The 20,254-nt window shown below is 50.6% G+C and carries 20 protein-coding genes; 10 read left to right on the top strand and 10 right to left on the bottom strand.

What is annotated here, in order from left to right; genetic code table 11:
• Positions 1 to 4: 4 nt before the first annotated feature.
• Positions 5 to 724, bottom strand: a complete 720-nt coding sequence (locus PsW64_RS04080) for a DUF1013 domain-containing protein (protein WP_063302774.1) — start codon at positions 722 to 724, stop codon at positions 5 to 7.
• A 185-nt stretch (positions 725 to 909) separates the two neighbouring features.
• Positions 910 to 1,917 (bottom strand): NAD(P)H-quinone oxidoreductase, encoded by a 1,008-nt coding sequence (locus tag PsW64_RS04085; protein ID WP_063302775.1) that lies wholly within the window; start codon positions 1,915 to 1,917, stop codon positions 910 to 912.
• A 163-nt stretch (positions 1,918 to 2,080) separates the two neighbouring features.
• Between PsW64_RS04085 and PsW64_RS04090 the strand changes: the two genes are divergently transcribed.
• Together PsW64_RS04090 and rcdA are read left to right on the top strand one after the other, a co-directional pair.
• Positions 2,081 to 2,284: a DUF1192 domain-containing protein gene (locus PsW64_RS04090; RefSeq protein WP_063302776.1), complete on the top strand. Its 204-nt coding sequence runs from the start codon at positions 2,081 to 2,083 to the stop codon at positions 2,282 to 2,284.
• Positions 2,285 to 2,728: 444 nt separating this feature from the next.
• Entirely contained in the window at positions 2,729 to 3,253 is a 525-nt protein-coding gene (rcdA, locus tag PsW64_RS04095; RefSeq protein WP_057462019.1) for a protease adaptor protein RcdA, read from the top strand.
• Positions 3,254 to 3,370: 117 nt separating this feature from the next.
• On the opposite strand, the gene rpmE is transcribed toward rcdA, so the two are convergent.
• Positions 3,371 to 3,595: a 50S ribosomal protein L31 gene (gene rpmE / locus PsW64_RS04100; RefSeq protein ID WP_008551475.1), complete on the bottom strand. Its 225-nt coding sequence runs from the start codon at positions 3,593 to 3,595 to the stop codon at positions 3,371 to 3,373.
• A gap of 262 nt (positions 3,596 to 3,857) precedes the next feature.
• Between rpmE and PsW64_RS04105 the strand changes: the two genes are divergently transcribed.
• Positions 3,858 to 5,660: an ABC transporter transmembrane domain-containing protein gene (locus tag PsW64_RS04105; RefSeq protein WP_208980560.1), complete on the top strand. Its 1,803-nt coding sequence runs from the start codon at positions 3,858 to 3,860 to the stop codon at positions 5,658 to 5,660.
• Between the two features lie 99 nt (positions 5,661 to 5,759).
• Here the strand turns inward: PsW64_RS04105 and PsW64_RS04110 are convergent, their stop codons facing one another.
• Positions 5,760 to 6,551, bottom strand: coding sequence for an SDR family NAD(P)-dependent oxidoreductase (locus PsW64_RS04110; protein ID WP_057462020.1), 792 nt, complete (start codon positions 6,549 to 6,551; stop codon positions 5,760 to 5,762).
• Between the two features lie 102 nt (positions 6,552 to 6,653).
• Entirely contained in the window at positions 6,654 to 8,567 is a 1,914-nt protein-coding gene (locus PsW64_RS04115; RefSeq protein ID WP_063302777.1) for a propionyl-CoA synthetase, read from the bottom strand.
• 203 nt (positions 8,568 to 8,770) lie between these two features.
• Between PsW64_RS04115 and PsW64_RS04120 the strand changes: the two genes are divergently transcribed.
• Positions 8,771 to 9,529 carry a sulfite exporter TauE/SafE family protein gene (locus PsW64_RS04120; RefSeq protein ID WP_057462022.1) on the top strand — a complete coding sequence of 253 codons (759 nt, stop codon included), beginning with the start codon at positions 8,771 to 8,773 and terminating at the stop codon, positions 9,527 to 9,529.
• A 55-nt stretch (positions 9,530 to 9,584) separates the two neighbouring features.
• On the opposite strand, the gene PsW64_RS04125 is transcribed toward PsW64_RS04120, so the two are convergent.
• Positions 9,585 to 10,157: a hypothetical protein gene (locus PsW64_RS04125; RefSeq protein WP_063302778.1), complete on the bottom strand. Its 573-nt coding sequence runs from the start codon at positions 10,155 to 10,157 to the stop codon at positions 9,585 to 9,587.
• A gap of 468 nt (positions 10,158 to 10,625) precedes the next feature.
• Between PsW64_RS04125 and PsW64_RS04130 the strand changes: the two genes are divergently transcribed.
• Positions 10,626 to 12,272, top strand: coding sequence for an acyl-CoA synthetase (locus PsW64_RS04130; protein ID WP_063302779.1), 1,647 nt, complete (start codon positions 10,626 to 10,628; stop codon positions 12,270 to 12,272).
• Positions 12,273 to 12,334: 62 nt separating this feature from the next.
• Here PsW64_RS04130 and PsW64_RS27000 read toward each other — a convergent pair whose 3' ends face one another.
• Positions 12,335 to 12,505, bottom strand: coding sequence for a YdcH family protein (locus tag PsW64_RS27000; protein ID WP_082596622.1), 171 nt, complete (start codon positions 12,503 to 12,505; stop codon positions 12,335 to 12,337).
• A 398-nt stretch (positions 12,506 to 12,903) separates the two neighbouring features.
• On the opposite strand from PsW64_RS27000, the gene PsW64_RS04135 reads away from it, so the two are divergent.
• From PsW64_RS04135 to PsW64_RS04145, 3 genes are all read left to right on the top strand, one after another.
• Positions 12,904 to 13,116, top strand: coding sequence for a YdcH family protein (locus PsW64_RS04135; RefSeq protein ID WP_057462025.1), 213 nt, complete (start codon positions 12,904 to 12,906; stop codon positions 13,114 to 13,116).
• 123 nt (positions 13,117 to 13,239) lie between these two features.
• Positions 13,240 to 13,743, top strand: a complete 504-nt coding sequence (gene purE / locus PsW64_RS04140; protein ID WP_063302780.1) for a 5-(carboxyamino)imidazole ribonucleotide mutase — start codon at positions 13,240 to 13,242, stop codon at positions 13,741 to 13,743.
• Positions 13,744 to 13,830: 87 nt separating this feature from the next.
• Entirely contained in the window at positions 13,831 to 14,919 is a 1,089-nt protein-coding gene (locus PsW64_RS04145; protein ID WP_063302781.1) for a 5-(carboxyamino)imidazole ribonucleotide synthase, read from the top strand.
• A 73-nt stretch (positions 14,920 to 14,992) separates the two neighbouring features.
• Here PsW64_RS04145 and PsW64_RS04150 read toward each other — a convergent pair whose 3' ends face one another.
• The gene (locus PsW64_RS04150) at positions 14,993 to 16,393 is read right to left on the bottom strand and encodes an MATE family efflux transporter (protein ID WP_208980561.1); all 1,401 of its coding nucleotides are present in this window, start codon (positions 16,391 to 16,393) and stop codon (positions 14,993 to 14,995) included.
• Between the two features lie 184 nt (positions 16,394 to 16,577).
• Entirely contained in the window at positions 16,578 to 17,333 is a 756-nt protein-coding gene (locus tag PsW64_RS04155; RefSeq protein ID WP_057462061.1) for a class II glutamine amidotransferase, read from the bottom strand.
• A 724-nt stretch (positions 17,334 to 18,057) separates the two neighbouring features.
• Here PsW64_RS04155 and rpsU point away from each other — a divergent pair.
• Together rpsU and PsW64_RS04165 are read left to right on the top strand one after the other, a co-directional pair.
• A complete protein-coding gene (gene rpsU / locus PsW64_RS04160) occupies positions 18,058 to 18,282 on the top strand; it encodes a 30S ribosomal protein S21 (RefSeq protein ID WP_057462062.1) in 225 nt (74 codons plus the stop codon).
• Between the two features lie 197 nt (positions 18,283 to 18,479).
• Positions 18,480 to 19,340, top strand: coding sequence for a tetratricopeptide repeat protein (locus PsW64_RS04165; protein WP_063302782.1), 861 nt, complete (start codon positions 18,480 to 18,482; stop codon positions 19,338 to 19,340).
• A 45-nt stretch (positions 19,341 to 19,385) separates the two neighbouring features.
• On the opposite strand, the gene PsW64_RS04170 is transcribed toward PsW64_RS04165, so the two are convergent.
• Positions 19,386 to 20,246 (bottom strand): alpha/beta hydrolase family protein, encoded by an 861-nt coding sequence (locus PsW64_RS04170; RefSeq protein WP_153042334.1) that lies wholly within the window; start codon positions 20,244 to 20,246, stop codon positions 19,386 to 19,388.
• Between the last annotated feature and the right edge of the window lie 8 nt (positions 20,247 to 20,254).

The raw sequence follows: 20,254 nt of genomic DNA on the forward strand, positions 1-20,254 counted from the left end.
GGCTCTAGCGCTCGTCTTCGTCCTCATCACCGTCACCAGTGGATTTGAAGTTCGCGAACACAGCATCTGCATCCACGGCTTCTTCAACTTCACGGGTCTTCGGCGCAGGTGTCGCAAACGCAGCAGCCATTGCTTCTTCGCTTGTTGTTTCATCAACAGGCAGAAGGGATTGCGGCTCTTCACCTTCAATCGGTTTCGGAGCGTTCTTCGCAGCTTTCTCAACTTCAATGTCCAGCTCAATCTGAGAACTCAAACCCAGAGTAACAGGATCCATCGGATCAAGATGCGCAGAGTTCCAATGCGTTCTCGTACGAATTGCTTCAATCGTCGGCTTGGTTGTGCCAACAAGACGCATGATCTGAGCATCAAGCAGCTCAGGATGGTAGCGTACAAGCCACAAAATTGCGTTCGGACGATCCTGACGACGCGAAACAGGGGTGTAACGAGGACCTTTGCGCTTGTTCTCTGGAACACGCACTTTGGACTCGAAAATCTGCATACGGTAGCGCGGATCGTTTGACGCTTTTTCAATTTCGTCACGGGTCAGCTGACCTGCCAGAACAGGGTCCATACCCTTGATGCCCTGAGCAGCTTCACCATCAGCGATCGCCTTCACTTCAAGCGGATGCAGCTTACAAAACGCAGCAATCTGATCAAAGCCAAGAGCGGTGTTATCTACCAACCATACGGCTGTTGCCTTTGGCATAAGCGGCGCGTTGGACATTGTATAAATCCCTCCTGAGTGCTCCACAGCCTAATCAAAGGTGGCGAAGCCGAATTCCATAAGAGTTTTTGGGAAACTTGAGCGCACTATACGCTCACATTTTCCCAAAAGCAAACCAGATCAACACGGGCCTCCACCATCTTTAGGAAACCTGTGAGAATTCAAAACCGGCCTATGCACTTTCCCTAGCCAACCTTGAGGATGATCTTTCCGATATGGCCGGAACCTTCCATCCTGTCATGCGCGGCCTTTACATCGCTGATATCAAAGACCTTATCCAAAACCACCTTGACGCGGCTGGTTTCCAGCAATGGCCAGACCTTCTCACGAAGAGCCTCAGCGATCTGACCTTTATACGCGTTGGTCCGTGGTCGCAGTGTTGAACCGGTGTGCGTCAGCCGCTTCATCATTAATCGGCTAAAGTTGACATTTTCCGAAGGCCCATGAAGCGTCGCAATCTGGCAGATACGTCCATCAACTGCTGCAACAATCCAGTTCTTCTCAACGTAATCACCACCAACCATATCAAGGATCACTTCAACCCCCTGCTTAGCTGTAATGTTACCAATCTCTTTCACAAAATCGGTCGTCCGGTAGTTGATCACATAGTCCGCCCCAAGCTCGCGAACAGCCTGCGCTTTCACATCAGACCCGACCGTCGTAAACACCTCAGCGCCGAAGGCCTTTGCCAACTGAATAGCCGTTGTCCCGATCCCGGAAGACCCGCCATGAACAAGGAACTTCTCACCAGACTGAAGCCCCAAACGGTCAAACACATTGGACCACACCGTAAAGAAAGTCTCCGGAATGCCGGCAGCTTCCTCCATAGATATCCCCGCAGGCACATGCAGAACATGCGCAGCAGGCGCAACACAATACTGCGCATACCCACCACCCGGCGTCAGCGCACAAACCCGCTCCCCTAAGCTGTGAGAAGCAACACCTTCTCCCAACTCCACAATTTCACCAGAAACTTCCAATCCCAGCAAAGGAGAAGCCCCAGGAGGAGGCGGATATGCTCCCGTCCGCTGAATGACATCCGGACGATTTACCCCCGCCGCATGAACCTTGATCAACACCTCACCAACACCAGGCCTGGGGACTTCAACCTCTGCGATTTCAAGGACTTCCGAACCTCCGACACCGTTCATTACAACGGCTTTCATTTGTGCTGAACGATCATCTATTGTCATAAGCTGCCTCGATTTTTGCAAATAGCGAAACTGCTGCTTGCTCACCTTCTCAATTAGGTAAAGAATAGTAGTCAACAAGTGCCCGTCTACCCCACCAAAGGTGAATTCTCGCTCTTTTGATACCGAGAATACCCCAAGGCAAACACAAGGAGTACATAACGCTATGGGTTTATTCGATGATGATGACACACCTCGCCCAGCAACCTCCGGGGTAATGGTGGGAGAGCCCCTCACGAACCTTTCAATCCACGAATTAAATGAGCATCTTGAGCATCTTGAGCAGCTTAAGGCAGAGATCGTGCGCGTTGAGAATGAGATCGAAACAAAATCAAGCGCCAACTCATCAGCCGAAAGCTTCTTTAAGTAATAAAACAAAGTTTAAAACAAAAACTTACTCAAATTCATATAAATGCAAGCTACAAATTGCAAATAAATGAATTGGATACTTATAGTTTACGTATCGTTAACCATTTTAAATTAGAACTTAGTTATTCCAGTTGATCTGGAACCAGAGTGAACATTCACTCTGCTTGACGCCTCCCTGTTAAAACACCTCAGAGCCGCACCGATGCGGCTCTTTTTTTTCTGCTCAGGCAACACCCTGCCCCGGTTTAATCACTCTATTCACAACCATGAGTTGGCACGGGCTTTGCTCCGCTCAGATTGAAGTAAGATCTCTTGCTCCATTTCGAGACAGTTTTATTCTTTCCAAAAGGCTCACTTCAATTTTCGAGCCGTAATTGTTTCAGACTGGGATTTTAAAGGACGCGAGTGAGAGAAACCTAACGCAGTTATTGAAGGGATTTTTAAGATGGGTGAATTCAAAACTGAAACAGGGCCAGAGAACACCTTCAACTTCGCTCAACGGCTCATGTCCTCCCAAAACTTCACGGAGCTTTTCCGCGAAGGGATGGGCCTTATTGAAGACACTGCATCCTATCTTGATGGTCCGGGAAGAAAACAGAGCAAAGCTCTTGGCTCCGCCGCTTCTCTCGCTTACGCAACCGAGTCCATGCGCCTCACCACCCGCCTCATGCAGATGGCCTCCTGGCTTCTGCTGCAACGGGCAGTAAATGACGGTGAGATTGTACAAGCAGAAGCTCAGAATGAGAAAAACAAGATCCGCGTCGATAATGCGACCAAGGAAATGCAGAACCCGGCCTGGCCAGACCTGCCTGAAACACTTCGCACCCTGATCGAGACCTCATTCCACCTGCAAAGACGCATCAAGCACGTCGATAGCATGCTCAAGGAGGAGCTCCTGCGCGAGCAAGCGGCAAACACCTCCAATCCAGTAGGTGATCAGCTCTCTCAAATCACAGCAGCGTTTAAATAGCCTGATAAGTTTCGCTAGCGCCAAACTCCGCTAGCAACCCTGCGCACTCCTCAAACGCGCACAAAAAAACCCGAAGCAAACGCTTCGGGTTTTTTAATTTCGCAAACTTCAGAGCAATTATTTGCCTAGGAAGCCACCAAACTTGTTGGTGAAGCGGGACACGCGACCGCCACGGTCCATGAGCTGACGGTCACCACCAGTCCATGCTGGGTGGGAGCTCGGATCGATGTCGAGCTGCAGGGTGTCACCTTCTTTACCGTAAGTAGAACGGGTGGTGAATTCGGAACCATCAACGAGTTTTACAGTGATGGTGTGGTAATCTGGATGAATGTCCTGTTTCATGACTAAACTGTCCTGTCAGCAACGGCTGAGCCGCCTCAATCAAAAGATGGGCTTAGGGCTGGCCTGAAGCATCGGTAGAAAGAAGCCGCGCTTTTCCAAGAACGGCACAATTGTGAAGGCGTCTATACCCCATCCAAACCGAGGAAACAAGAGGGTACAGCCCGCAGAAAACCAGAGAAAGCGCTTGCAATTAAAACTATCGGGACACATCTACTGCATCATACGATAAACTTAAATGATTTCGCAGATATCCGGGGGTGGCATGAGCCAGCAGGACTCAAACAATCGGGAAAAGACCTTGCGTCCACTCGCAACACTTTTCCCTTATCTTTTAAGGCACAAAGCCCGTCTGGTTCTGGCAACCTTTGCTCTGCTGGCGGCAGCTGGCCTCACTTTGGTACTGCCAATTGCCGTCCGCTACATGGTTGACTACGGTTTTACCGGCGACAACCCCAACTTGATTGACGATTATTTCATTGTCATTATTTTTGTAATCGCGCTACTCGCCCTCACCAGCTCTCTTCGTTACTACATGGTCATGATGATTGGTGAGCGAGTCGTAGCGGACTTACGCTCTGACGTGTTCCGTCACCTCACTTATTTATCCCCCTCATTCTACGACAAAACAAAGTCCGGTGAGATCATTTCGCGCCTGACAGCCGATACAACCCTCATTCAGTCAGCATTCGGAGCCAGCGCATCTATTGCTCTTCGACACTTGCTGATGTTCGCTGGTTCGACGACCCTGATGGTCATCACCAGCCCGCGCCTCTCCTTGTTTGTGCTGCTTGCGATCCCACTCATTGTCTTGCCTCTGCTTGGCTTTGGCCGTGCGGTTCGCAACAGAACCAGCCATGCGCAATCCACTCTGGCAAACGCAATTGCTTATGCAACAGAAGCACTTGGTTCCATTCGCACACTGCAGGCTTTCACCAATGAAAAGAGCGTTTCAGATCGCTTTGCAGGAGATATCGAGACAACCTATGAAGTTGCTCTCATTGCCACCCGCGCCCGCGCATTCCTGATCGCTACAATCATCCTGATCATCGCCTCAAGCATTGTGGCAGTACTCTGGGTTGGCGCACTGGACGTGATTGATGGCCGTATGAGTGGCGGTCAGCTCACACAGTTCCTCATCTATTCCATCATTGCTGCCGGGGCTATGAGCGAACTCTCTCAGGTATGGGGCGAACTGGCAAAAGCCGCTGGCGCAGCAGACCGCATTACAGGACTGTTGCATGTCCCATCCGAAATCAATGCACCAGCCAATCCAGTCACTCTCCCCTCTCCTGCCATTGGCGAGCTTGAGTTTGATGATATCGACTTCCATTACCCAACAGCAAAAGAAGCTGGCGTCCTGGAGGGCTTGAACCTCTCCGTCAAGAAGGGCGAAACAGTTGCTATTGTCGGCCCAAGTGGCGCAGGCAAGTCCACGCTGTTCCAGCTCTTGATGCGATACTACGATCCGGTTGCAGGTAAGGTCACACTCGACGGCATCGAACTAAACTCTGCTGATCCAAGAGACTTACGCGAGCACATCGCTCTGGTCCCTCAGGACACCGCTATTTTCGGTAGCTCAATTGCAGAAAACATCGCATTTGGCAAAGAGATCGCGTCCAGAGAGCAAATTGTTGAAGCTGCGAAGTTCGCGTTGGCTGATGACTTCATCAACAACATGAAAAACGGCTATGACACACTCATTGGCGAGCGCGGAGTAACTCTCTCTGGAGGCCAACGACAGCGCATAGCGATCGCTCGTGCCATTCTGAAAGACGCCCCTGTTTTGCTGCTGGACGAAGCCACCAGCGCACTGGATGCCGAAAGCGAGACCATTGTCCAAAAAGCCCTCGATAAGCTTATGGAAGGCCGAACCACACTGATTATCGCACATCGTCTGGCAACGGTCCTCAAAGCAGATCGTATCGTTGTGATGGACGGCGGAAAAATCGTGGAAGAAGGCACCCACGACACACTGGTCGCTCAAAACGGCCTTTATGCAAAACTCGCCAGAATGCAATTTGAGATTGGAGCAGAAGCGCTCAACTCTCAGGAAAAAGCAAGCTAGAGCGCACTCCAGACAAGCGTATCTGGCTTTCAGACAAAACACTCATAAAAAAAGCCGCGCTTGCATCAAGCGCGGCTTTTTCAATTCTATCTGCGAAGCTTACTCAGGCTCACTCACATCCACTGTATAGTTCAGCGGCATGCGCGCACCATCAGCAAAAATGGTCTGCCCGGAAACATAACTTGCATCTTCTGAAGCGAGGAACGCAGCAATGCTCGCCACTTCAGCAGGTTGTCCCAAACGACCAAGCGGCGTCCGGGAAAGAACCGTTTCCATCTTGCTCGCATCCTGCACAACGCTCTTGAGCATCTGTGTCTCAATGGAACCAGGCCCAATACCGTTTACACGAATGCCGTGCTTTGCCAACGCCACAGCCGAAACATGCGTCAGCTGGTTCAAGCCACCCTTGGAGATCGTATAAGGAACTTGATCAGGGATCGCCAAAACACTGTTTACGGAGCTGATATTGATGATTGAGCCAGCAGAACCGCCCTCTTCAACTTTCTCGACCATATGCCGTGCAACAGCTTGAGAGCACAGGAATGCCCCCTTCAAGTTGACACGTAAAACCCGGTCAAAATCATCTTCAGAAAGCTGAAGAAAATCACCAGCTGCTGTAATGCCAGCGTTATTAACCAGCACATCAATGTCGCCAAACTCATCCAGAGTGTTTGCAACCATATTGCGCACATCAAGGCGAACGCTGACGTCGCAATGGCAGAACGCCACATGCCCAAACTCGGAAAGAGCTTCCTGAGCCGCTTCACCGGCCCGCTCATCGGAGTCGGAGATCATGACTTTGGCGCCATCTTGCAAAAAACGCTGCGCAATAGCGTAACCGATGCCTTGAGCGCCACCGGTTACAATCGCAACTTTCTTCTCTAGTTTCACTTTGAAGATACCTCTGGCAATGCCGAAATTTCGCCGACCATAATCTCAAAGCCTAAACATGTCGATGCACTTCTCCAGTAAAACTGCTTAGTTCCTCTGAATTTAGCTAACAGATGCCACCCCACGAACAGAGATCGCTTCAGCAATTTCCTCGAGAATAGCAGGGTCATCAATTGTTGCTGGCATCTTGAACTCTTCGCCATCTGCAATCTTCCGCATGGTCGCTCGAAGGATCTTGCCAGACCGCGTTTTGGGAAGGCGCTCAACGGTAATCGCCAGCTTAAAGGCAGCAACAGGACCAACTTTTTCGCGCACCAAAGCAACCAGCTCTTTCTCAATCACAGCAGTTTGTTTTTCAACGCCACTCTTCAAAACGACAAAACCACATGGCAACTGGCCCTTGAGATTGTCGGCAATCCCAATCACGGCACACTCAGCCACATCCGGGTGCTCAGAAAGAACTTCCTCCATGCCACCCGTAGACAAGCGGTGCCCGGCCACGTTGATGATGTCATCGGTACGAGCCATGATGAAGAGATAACCGTCATCATCCATAAGACCGGCATCTGCCGTCTTGTAATAGCCGGGGAACTCTGTGAGATACGCTTCCTTGAACCGATCATCAGCATTCCAAAGAGTTGGCAGCGATCCCGGCGGCATCGGCAGCTTCACGACAATATTGCCTAGCTCCCCCGCTCCAAGCTCATTCCCTTCGTCATCCAGCACATGCATATCATATCCCGGCATTGGGACAGTGGAACTACCCAGCTTGATAGGCAGCTTACCAAGGCCAAGAGGGTTACCAGCGATGCACCAGCCAGTCTCTGTCTGCCACCAATGATCGATGACAGGTACACCGAGCAGGTTTTCTGCCCATAAAATTGTATCCGGATCAGCTCGCTCTCCTGCAAGGAACAGCGACCGCAGGCCAGCAATGCTGTACTTCGCCAGCTCTTTACCTTCCGGATCTTCTTTCTTGATCGCCCGGAAAGCGGTCGGTGCGGTAAACAGTGAAACCACGGAATGCTCTGAGATCACCCGCCAGAACGCGCCAGCATCCGGTGTTCCAACCGGCTTACCTTCATAAAGAATAGTCGCGGCCCCATGAAGCAGTGGCGCATAAACGATGTAAGAGTGGCCAACCACCCAACCCACATCAGACGCAGCCCAGAACACTTCACCCGGATCAATACCGTAGAGGTTTTCCATGGACCACTTGAGGGCAACCATATGCCCGCCATTGTCACGCACCACGCCTTTCGGCTGTCCGGTCGTACCGGAAGTGTAGAGCACGTAAAGTGGATCAGTCGCAGCAACAGGAACACATTCAGTGGTCATCTTCTCGGCCACCGCAGTTTCCATCAGCGCGCCCAGATCAAAGTCACGGCCTTCAATGAGGCCAGCAACCTTTTGCTCGCGTTGCTGAATAAAACAGAAATCAGGTTTATGGGAGGACAGTTCAATGGCGCGGTCCAGCAGCGGCTTATACTCAACCACACGCCCCGGCTCGATGCCGCAAGATGCACTGATGATAGCCTGAGGCTTACAATCTTCAATACGAACAGCAAGCTCTTGAGCCGCAAAACCGCCAAATACAACAGAGTGGATCGCACCAAGCCGCGCGCAGGCGAGCATCGCAAACGTCGCTTCAGGGATCATGGGCATATAGATCAGCACCATAGAGCCTTTTTCAACGCCCTTTTCACGCAGCAGCGCTGCCATAGCTCCCACTTGCTCTTGCACATCAAGATACGTGTAGGTGCGCTTCTCACCAGTAACAGCACTGTCGTAAATGATCGCTGGCTGTCCTGGGCGGCCATGCTCTACGTGGCGATCAACACAGTTGTAGCAGGTGTTGCACTCACCGCCGACAAACCATCGTCCATATGTGCCTTGCGAAGCATCGAATGTCTTGGTGTAGGGCGAGAACCAGTCAATGCCCTTAGCAGCTTCATCCCAGAAGGCTTCTTTGTTTTCTTTCCATCCATTGTAGATGTCGTGGTATCGGCTTGTCATAGCTGCTCTCCTCCCATGCACCCCTGCATAGTACCTGTCCACAGGTTCGGCTAAGACTGAGCCCTGAATGCCCTAAAGGCAAGTTTTGCTATATTAGAAAATCGGCTTATAACTAAAGATGACCATATAGTTTTCAACCCGCCTATTTCTTAGTTTTCTCTTAAATAAAAAGGACTTGCCTGCACCCTTGCGGGAAACAAATCATGCTGCCAATTACTGATCCCTTCTTCTACCTCTGTGCAATACCTGCTGTTTTCATTGTTGGCATGGCCAAAGGAGGATTCGGAGGCGGCCTCGCCCTTGTCGGTGTGCCGCTTATGTCATTGGCAATTCCACCTGTGCAGGCAGCAGGAATACTCCTCCCGATCCTGCTGGTCATGGACGCAGTCGGTCTTTTCTCTTACCGGGCAATCTTTTGCAGAAAAACACTGGCCATTCTTATACCAGCTGGCCTGACAGGAACTCTGATCGGCTATTTTGCGGCAGCCTACATCTCTGAAACCCACATCAGATTGGTCACTGGCGCAATCGCTTTGGTCTTTGTGCTCGATTATTGGTTCAACAACAAAGCCAACAAACCGCCAAAGCCGCAGAATGTTCTTTTAGGAGGGTTCTGGGGTACAGTTTCTGGCGTCACCAGTTTCATCGCCCACGCAGGCGGCGCCCCATTTCAAATGTATGTCTTGCCACTCAGACTGGCACCACCAGTCATGGCAGGTACCGCAGTCATCTTCTTTTCGGTCGTAAATTTCTCAAAAGTGCTGCCTTACTTCGCCCTTGGTCAGTTTGACGCCAAAAACATCGCGACATCTCTTGTATTGCTACCGCTCGCCCCTCTGGCGACACTGGCGGGAATCAAGATCGTAAAACACATCAACAAAGAGCTGTTCTACAAGATCACGTATGCAGCCCTGTTTGTTATCGCACTCAAGCTGATTTGGGACGGCGCATCAGGCTTTTAAGACATGTTATACTATGCAGAGATAGGGCGTAGATAAGCCATCAGCGACTTGAGTATCAGTCGCGCTCACCCAAGCCATCATAAAGCACGCGCTTGATCAGACCAAACGGCCCGTCGACCTCAAAAGCGGCATCCGGCATTGTCTTCCAGGTCACTCGGTTGTGAAAGAAACCTGAGGGATCGGTCAGATCCAGATCACCACGCGCAGGCGAAACAATCCGATACCGAACTTGCTTTGCATTATATGCATCTGATGGATTGCCTGCATATTCTGAGCTTGGCGGCTGCCCTTCGACCCACGAGAAGAAATAGGTCCGCAGCTGATCTGCCATACTGCCTGTCGAATTGAGCTGACCGAAGTTGAGTTGGAGCCCCACAACCAGACAAACAGCTGTCGATATGGCCCAAAGATACCAATGATCACGGAAGTGATTCAAAATGACTGCACGATTGAGATACAGCTGGATCAGAACAGGGAACGCCACCAACAAAACAAACCACTGCGCATCCTGTGATCGCTGTGGTCCGAGGGTGAAAATGTAACCCGTCAGAGCCACGGTAATCGCGCAGAAAACCACGCCAAAGAATAAGGCGATTTTCCCCTGTCGATTTGGTGTCACTACGGTCATGCGAGCCCTGCTTGTTCATCACTCGCCGTATCAAACGGGTCGCGATTTATTCTTTTATCAGACAGGTCTACATTACAAATCGAAAGGCAAACGGGGAAGACTTCTGAGGTGTTGCAAATTGTCGCGAGCGTTTGTCTTGCCCAAAAACGCAACAAGATTTCACCTTTGCCGTTAAGTTAAGGCGCCAGTTGCAACCACCGCATTTAAATTCGCCGAATATATCGACACCAATCCACAAAACATCTCAAAAATACTTATAGATGAAAGTCTAATAACAAGAAGATCCTCAGACTAACATCTAAGTCATCTGAACTACCCCCTGCGCCTATACTCAGATATATCAAAATATGCGACACTCTTAATTCCAAGCTCTTCATCGGAGCCAATAACTATCTTGGGAAAGCTGATAGCCAGTTCAACGGATCTTCGCAGTTCTCTTGAGCGGAAGTTGAATGCCTGGGGAATTTCATGAAAAACAGTAGTCCAAACACATCATATTTCGACAAAGACCTCCCAAAAACTGAAGCAAATTACACGCCATTAAGCCCACTCAGTTTTTTGGAGAGAGCTGCAAAAGTTTTTCCAAGCCACACAGCCATCATTCACGGCAAGATTCGTAGGTCCTATAAGGAGTTCTATGAGCGCTCTATTAAACTCGCGAGCGCCCTGGAAAAGCGAGGTATCGGCAAGAATGACTGCGTGTCTGTCATGCTGCCCAACACACCACCCATGCTTGAAGCTCATTACGGCGTACCAATGGCTGGAGCCGTTCTCCACGCACTCAACACCCGCCTCGATGCCGCTATCATCGCATTCCAGCTAAACCATGCAGAGAGCAAGCTCGTAATCGTGGATCGTGAGTTCTCGAAAGTCATGACCGAAGCATTGGAGCTGGCAGCGGTGAAGCCGGAAGTGGTGCTTTACGACGACAAAGAATTCCCTCAATCAACGCCCGCAATTGGAGAGTTGGAGTACGAGGAGCTGATTGCCAGCGGTTCCGCTGATTTTGAATGGCAACTTCCCGCGGATGAATGGGATGCAATCACACTCAACTACACGTCGGGTACAACAGGAAACCCGAAAGGCGTCGTTTATCATCATCGTGGTGCCTATCTTCTCGCGCAAGCAAACATCATCACAGCAGCCATGGGCAAAAAACCGGTTTATCTCTGGACACTGCCAATGTTCCACTGCAATGGCTGGTGTTTCCCATGGGCCTTATCCCTCGTTGCCGGAACGCATGTCTGCCTTCGTCAAGTACGACAAGCCCCTATCTGGAATGCCTTGGCAGATGAGAAAGTCACGCACCTCTGTGGTGCACCAATCGTGATGTCCACGCTGCTCAACACCCCCGAGGACCAAAAGCGCAAACTCACCCATGATGTCGAGTTTTTCACCGCCGCCGCACCACCACCTGAAACTGTTCTTGCAGCGATGGCAGAGGAAGGCTTCAATGTTACCCATCTCTATGGGCTGACAGAAGTCTATGGCCCAGCCGTCGTCAACGAATGGCATGATCATTGGAATGAACTTCCAGCATCAGAACAAGCAGCATTGAAAGCCAGACAAGGCGTCAATTACGTCGCTTTGCAGGATCTCGCTGTTCTCGACCCCGAAACCATGAAGCCAGTCCCTGCTGATGGAGAAACCATTGGCGAGGTCATGTTCAAGGGCAATGTTGTAATGAAAGGGTATCTGAAGAACCCCTCCGCAACACAGGAAGCCTTCAACGGCGGTTGGTTTCACTCTGGAGATTTGGGCGTTCAGCATGAAGACGGATACGTCCAGCTCAAAGACCGCTCCAAAGACATCATCATCTCAGGAGGTGAAAACATCTCATCCATTGAGATCGAGGAAGTCCTCTACAAACACCCGGAAATCTCATCAGCAGCAGTGGTTGCCCGTCCCGATGACAAGTGGGGGGAAACTCCCTGTGCATTTGTGGAGCTGAAAGAGAACAGCAGTGTGACGGAAGACGATATCGTAACCTACTGCAAACAGCATCTGGCCAGCTTCAAATCACCAAGAACTGTTGTCTTCACAGACCTGCCGAAAACCTCAACAGGCAAGATCCAGAAGTTCGTACTGCGCGAAGAAGCAAAAAAGATCGGCTGACCCCAAACAAAAAATGCGCCGCTAAAAGCGACGCATTCTCTATTCGGTTAAGAAAAAGGAAGCTACCCTGTCACTCGTATTCGCGAGATCTCATCCTTAAGCTTCAACTTTTGCCTTTTTAGATTGCCTAGTTCGATCTCATCCATCGAAGGATGGTGCTTGGCTGTTTCCAGCTCCCTCTCAATGGTAGCATGGCGGCGTTCCAGCTCAGTCAAATGCTCACGGATGGACATAGGTTTTGATCCTCCTACATTGTCTCTGTTACAGGTGGATGATGGCACCATTTTATTGAGTTGTCGAACTATGATTAGCTGTTTTTTTGGGGCCTCTACAACGCGAGATCGCTAATTCATGAAAAACTTAGGGAACTTATAAATGACCCAGTAAATTTAATGGGTTTCATATTCCACTCAAAAGAGAACTTCACTAAGTATTCAACCCTATATATACGCTGCGTAAATCCGTCATGAGACAACACTTCCTGTAAAAATCGAGAGACTCTTGTTCATCACCGCTGCACATTCGGTATACTGTTGCCGAGCGGTGAATTGCGACAACGCGCCCCACCAGATTTGATCAATGATGGGTCTCGTTGCACACAGACCGATATGTGTCATGTGAGGACAAAACGATGACGGAAGATACTCTCGATCAGGATAGCAAGCGTTCCGAGCTCGCTGAGTTGCGACAGGAGCATCGGGATCTTGATCATTCCATCGAAGCGCTCATTGAAACGGGACGGGCAGATGTTCTCCAGCTGCAACGCTTAAAGAAGAAAAAACTGATGCTAAGAGACCAGATTCAGGTACTGGAAACACAGCTCTTACCTGACATTATTGCCTAAATTAGAGGCAGAGCTCTAACCTTCGTATACTATTGGCATTTCTTGTTGTAATTGGCTTGAAACACGCCGTGTTATTTCTATAATCCGCGCTTTCTTCCCAGACGCTCAGAGGGTGCCCGTTTTATGAACCGCACAGACCAGCCAGAAGTCGCTATCATCATGGGAAGCCAATCCGATTGGCCAACCATGAAAAATGCTGCAGATACGCTAGAAGCACTGGGAGTTTCCTATGATGCTCGCATCGTCTCAGCTCACCGCACCCCGGACCGTCTGGTAGAGTTTTCCAAAACAGCAAAAGAGAAGGGCTTCAAGGTTGTTATCGCTGGCGCTGGCGGAGCAGCCCACCTTCCGGGCATGGCTGCATCCATGACACCGCTGCCAGTGTTTGGTGTTCCAATTGAGTCGCGCGCCCTTAAGGGACAGGACAGTCTCCTTTCCATCGTTCAAATGCCAGCAGGCATTCCGGTCGGCACTCTTGCCATTGGTCGTGCAGGTGCTGTCAACGCAGCATTAATGGCAGCTGCTGTTTTGGCACTCAACAATCCGGAGATCGCTGCCAACCTGGATGATTGGCGCGAAAAGCAAAGTCAGGCTGTGGCCGAGAAGCCAGTCAACCCGGAAGAGTAAGAGTTTCAGAGGCGCCCACTTGCAGGCGCCTCATTTGTATCAAGCCGCCCCTAACATCTGGCCCCTAACATCTGGAAAGTTTTCGAAATGGGTTCCACACTACGTCCTGGCGACACGATTGGTATTTTGGGTGGAGGCCAGCTTGGCCGCATGATCGCGCAAGCCGCCAGCAGGATAGGCCTGAAGTGCCATATCTATTGCCCGGATGAAAACAGCCCCGCTTTTGAGGTCTCAGAAAAGAAGACTATTGCGGCCTACGAAGACGAAAAGGCGCTCACCCAGTTTGCGAAAAGCGTTTCAGTCGTCACTTATGAGTTCGAAAATGTCCCCGGCGAGACAGCCCGCATTCTGGAGCAGTTTGTTCCAGTTCGCCCCGGTCCACGTGCACTGAAAGTTTCCCAAGATCGCCTGGCAGAAAAGACATTCCTTTCAGAAGAAGCGGCAACAAAGGTCGCTCCCTTCATAAAAGTCGACACGCAGGCAGAGCTGGAAGCTGCGCTCATGGAGTTGGGCGGTCAGGGTGTACTGAAAACGCGCCGTTTTGGATATGATGGCAAAGGCCAGATCATGATCCGTACACCTGAGGATATCGAAGGCGCCATGAGCAAGCTTGGCAATCAGCCATCTATCCTTGAAGGCATCGTCCCGTTTGAAAAAGAGATCTCCATCATCGTCGCTCGTGGCCTGGATGGAACGGTCAAATGCTATGATCCGGCGGACAACTACCACAAGAACCACATTCTGAAGACCTCCAGCGTACCTGCAGACATCCCGGCAGAAACCGCTCAGGAAGCCATCGATATGGCGACCCGCATCGCCGTTGCGCTCGATTATATCGGAGTGATGGGTGTAGAACTGTTTGTCGTCAGAGACGGCGAGGCTACAGAGCTGAAGGTCAATGAAATAGCGCCACGCGTTCACAATTCAGGTCACTGGACAGAAGACGCTTGTCCGGTTTCTCAATTTGAACAGCATGTTCGCGCTGTTGCAGGCTGGCCACTTGGCAGGCCAACCCGAGCACACAACGTCATCATGGAAAACCTGATTGGTGATGATGTGAACTCATGGGAATCAGCACTGCTGGAGCCAAACGCTCGTCTGACACTCTACGGTAAAGCAGAGACACGGGAAGGCCGCAAGATGGGCCACATCAACCGCCTCTCTCCAAAATCCTGATCGCGTCATCCTACAAAGAAAAAGCCCCCGAAGATCTATTCATCTTCGGGGGCTTTTTCTTATTTAAACCAGACTATCCTAGCCTAACCAGACCAAGTTGATCGCGTTTCTGGAACCGGATCAGCAACAGGATGCCGGTGATAAAGAGACCACTGGCCAAACCAACCCAGATCCCCTCTGGACCCCAGTTAAAGGTGAACGCCATCACGTAGGAAAGCGGCACACCGATAATCCAGTAACCAATCACCGCAATCACCATTGGTATTCGCGTATCGGAAAGACCGCGCAGAACACCACCAGCAACCACCTGAATACCATCAACAACCATGTACACTGCTGCAATAAAGACCAGCGGCACGCCGAGGCGGATCACATCAGCTGCGTCTGGATTGCTGGTGTCCAGATAGAAGGAAATCAGCGTGTCAGGGATCGCAACAAACAACACCGCACCAAGCAGGCCAATAACAATAGACCAGATCAGTGCGACCCAACCGGCTCGCGTAATAGCATCAGCATCACTACGGCCAGATGCGATACCAACACGCACCACAGCAGCGTTTGCAAAGCCAAGCGGAATCATAAACGCAATACCAGAGAGCTGAACCGCAATACCGTGAGCAGCAAGCTCCAGTGTCCCGATCCACCCCATCATCAAAGCGGCAGCTGCAAACAGTCCCACTTCAGCAACCAACATGAGGGAAATCGGCCAGCCGAGACGCAGGATTTCGAAGAACGCAGGCCAGTCAGCACGCCAAAAGCGAACAAACACCTCATATTTGCGAGACTTCTCTTCCCAAAACACATAGGCAATCAAAATCACACAGGATGCCAACGCAGTCACTACAGACGCAATCCCGGCACCTAGAATGCCAAGTTGAGGAAAGCCGTAATAGCCAAAGATCAGCACATAATCGAGAAGTGCATTGACCACAGCACTCACCACAGTCGCCCACAAAACAATCTGCGAACGTTCAATACTGGTAAGGAAGCTACGCAGCGCCGCCACAAAAAGAGATGGATACATCGACCACTGCACAATGCGCAGATAATCCGCAGCAATGGCAGAAACTTCTGCGTCCTGCCCAAGAGCCAGCAAGAGACTCTCACCGTTCCACAGCACGACCATCGCAAAAGTCGTATAAATGAGCGAAATCCAAAGGCCCATGCGCGAAGCACGCCGCACATTACGCACGTCGCCTTTACCTTCGGCTCTGGATGCCAATGGCATAACGGCTTGCAAGAACCCAAGTCCTGCCAGCCATGTCAGAAAGAACAACTGCAAAGCCAGCACGGATGCTGCCAGCTCTGTTGCGCCAAGCCAACCGATCATCAATGCATCGGTGGCATTAATTGCCATCTGCGCAAGTTGCGCACCGATCAAAGGCAATCCCAAAATAAGCGTTGCATTGGACTCCCCCCACCATGCAGACATGGATGTGGGTTTGGCAACGCTGGTGCTTTCAACCCGCGTCATCATAAGCTCCTGAAGAAAAGGGCATGGAGCCCCTCCAGAACTTGAGCCTCTCAAGAACATAAACAAGGCTGGGTCCTGCAATTGACCGCAATGCCTCGCTGGGAGGAAACTTCCTATCATAGAAACAGACCGACAAAGTCCCAGTGGCTTCTTGCCTAAGCAATACCGCTAGTGAAAATGTCGATTACGCTACTTTGCAAAACTCTTCAGGAATGTCCAGAGGAATAAAGCAAGGCGCATTATCACCGCCATAGACCATGATGTGTCCGCAAGGCACTTCATACCAACCTTGCCCGCCCTTTTCCAAAGGCTCAGAGACAACACTCAAGTTGCTGTTATGTAAGCGGTAATACAGGCTTGGAACAATCTTATCACTAGAGCAACGCACAGCATAAAGGCGCTCACCATCAGTCAAGGCCATCGCTACACGCAATGGAGCAATGACATCATTGCAACGCATAATCTCAAGTGTTTTCGTGAACACCTGTTGCACGGCCCCCACAGGATCAACATCCAGACCATGACTTAACATGGCAAGAAACAGCGCTTCACTGTCCGTTGTACCCTGCCGGTAACGATAAAAGTCGTCGCTGATCAAACTCTCAATCTGGCGTCGGATATCATCATACCCTCCAATCTGTCCGTTATGCATGAACATCCATTTGCCGACAGCAAACGGATGGCAGTTTGAACGAGAGGTCGCAGTGCCCGTAGATGCGCGCACATGAGCAAAGAACAAAGAGGACTTGAGGTGCTTGGTAATACTCAGAAGGTTCTCATCACCCCACGCAGGTTGCGTATCACGATAAAGTCCCGGCTCTGATTTGTGACCGTACCAACCAATCCCAAAGCCGTCACCATTAGTGTTTACCTTGGCTTCCGCACAATGCAAGCTCTGCGCAATCAAAGAATGATTGGGCATTGAAATCAGCTCTTCCATGAAAATGGGAGCTCCACGGTACGCAAGCCAGCGGCACATTACATTATTCTTTCTTCTGGTCGATTACCCAAATGAGGTCACTAGAGTATGCATGATCCATCACCACGTATAAACCCCTTCCCTATAACTAGAGTAACGAGTTTTCTCAGGGATCGTTCCGTGGATCTAAAGAGAGCCCTCCACTCACAGCTCTCGCGAGTAGGATGGCCTCTCTCGACTCAGTTTCGAAGTCGGACATGACGAACGACGTTTGAAGCAAATTCCATTCAAATTTCCACCTCGATTTCCACTGTTCAGAAAAGCTCCTGTGACTTTTTTCAGCGGCAAAAGAGAGACTCAACCATACGCAATCAAGGGTTGTATTTTTTCAAAATAATTTTACAGATGAAGTTACAATGCATTTTGAAAGCATTTTTTACTTATCTTTTACTTCACACACGAGCGTGCCAATGCGCCATTTTGAAGAAAATGAGCAAACGCTGCTGAGATTGCCTTGTCCCACAAGAGGTATTCCCCCCTTTCCCATCTATAAATTAACATAGATTCTCAAGTAAGGAGGTAGACAGCCCCCACGCAGTCTGTTAGTTACCCCGTCAAGAAGCGACGCATCAGCGGCGACGGAGTTCTTGTGACCCGTGCATATGCGCTAAGTGTTGCTATCAATCATTTCATCTATGTCGTTCTGGATACGTAATCCAGAATGCTCGAAGGTAAGGATAAACGCGTGCAGGTTCTCGTTCGCGATAATAACGTCGATCAGGCGCTTAAAGCGCTTAAGAAAAAGATGCAGCGTGAAGGCATCTTCCGTGAAATGAAGCTTCGTGGCCACTACGAAAAGCCATCTGAAAAGAAGGCTCGCGAAAAGGCAGAAGCAATCCGCCGCACTCGCAAACTGGCTCGCAAGCGCGCTCAGCGTGAAGGCCTGTTGGTCGGCAAAGGTCGTCGTTAATCCGGCGGCACTCGGGACATCACACAGCTAAGGCTCAACTATGTTTGACGAAAAGCGTGTGAGCGGACCGAAGCTAGAATTCAGAACGGACTAACCGGTAAATCGGTTGGTCCGTTTGTTGTTTTTGCTGGTTCATTTGACCTTTTTTTGCCACACTAAAGTGTAGGCTATCGTGTCATTGCAAGGACTCTTTAAGAATGGGGCACATTCTCGTGAACAATAAACTGGCTAAAGGCATCTGTGCGTGTCTGCTCGCACTTGGCGTTGCAGCATGCCAATCCAACTCATCTGGCCTTGTTTATCAGAATGTGCCCATCGACAAAGCTGTTGGCTCTTCCTCCAACATCGATAGTCTGAGTGCTGTTGTTGACGCAAATCCAACCGATGCCGACGCCTACAACAAGCGCGGCATTGCATACGCAAAAGCTGGGCGCCTTGATCAGGCCATTGAGGACCTCAACAAATCTCTTCAGCTGAGACCAAACTCTTATCAGGCTTACGCAAACCGAGCTTTGGTAGAACGCCGCAAGGGCAACACGTCTCAGGCAGTTCAGGATTACAGCTCAGCACTTTCCATCAAACCAGATTACGTGAAGGCCCTGAACGGACGTGGCAACACCTACCGTTCTATCGGTCAGAACACAGCAGCGCTTCGTGATTACAACGAAGTCATTCGCTTAAATTCCGGCGATGCGCAGGCCTATCACAACCGTGGCCTCATCTATCAGGCACAAGGTCTGCAAGAAGCAGCTCTCAATGACTTTTCGTCGGCTGTTGGCCTGAACTCCCGCGCATATTCACCTCTGATCGCGCGCGGTGTAACTTACCTTTCTCTGAGCGATCCAAAATCTGCACTCAAAGATTTCAATGCAGCGATTGCGCTTAACGGCAAGTCCGCATCTGCCTGGGCGAACCGTGGCCGCGCAGAAGAAGCACTGGGGCAGATTACAGAAGCACGCCAGTCCTACAGCAGAGCTCTGCAGATTTCTTCGACAAACCAGATTGCGAAGGAAGGCTCTCAGCGCCTGTCAACGTCTTCAGGCGTTCCGCAAGCTTAAGCTCGCAAACAAATCGCTTCTAAAGGCCGGATACTCCGGCCTTTTTTATTGCCTTGTTCCCGAAGATATCGACAGCATCCAATTAATCTCATCACGCCAGTCAATCATGCGAATGGGCGTCCCGTGAGAGCCCGTTTCGAACAGTCGAAAGCGCACCGGATACCGCTGGGTTTTGCCAATGGCTGCCTTAAACAACTGATATTGCTTCTCCCAGCTGTAAACCCTGTCAGCACTACCGTGGCCAAACACAATCGGCACGCCTGTTTTATAGGCTTCACTGGTCAACAATCGCCGATCCGTCGCTCCACCCAATAATATGAGGCCGGATAGCGGCCCAACAACACCGGCCTGATCCGCAAGCCCATAGCAGACCTGTGACCCCATGGAACCACAGGCCACAATCACTTTGGCCTGTGGTGCTTCTGTCCGGTATCGCGCAATCAGCTCGCGAATTTCCTGGGTGCCTCTGGGGCTTTCGAGCTTCACATCAGGAGACAGATAAACGCCATTATTGCGCACCATCAGGTTTTTCAAGCGATTGAAGTTACCACCAAACGTCCAATCAGCATTCCCCTGCTTTCGATTGCCCCCCTTACCATGTAGATAAAGCAGCAACAGCTTGGTATCAGCGTCAGGTTTCCCAACTCGGATATGCTTACGCTTACTACCCGCAAGCACAACTGAGCGCTCCCGCACATACCAGGAAGGCCTGCTGGAAACATATCTGCCTTCAACCCGCCGCTCTGGTATTTCATCCCGGTCCCGCAAATCACGCTGGATCTGATAATCAAGCCGCAGGAACGCCCCGTCCATCGCCTGATCCAGAACCCGCGGATAAGCAAACAGCTCATCTTTATAAGGCTTCAGCTCAAACCCGGCGGCCTGCGAGACCAGCAGAGCTGACATGAATAAGC

The organism is Pseudovibrio sp. W64 (assembly GCF_001623145.1).
In the GTDB taxonomy this organism is placed as follows: domain Bacteria; phylum Pseudomonadota; class Alphaproteobacteria; order Rhizobiales; family Stappiaceae; genus Pseudovibrio.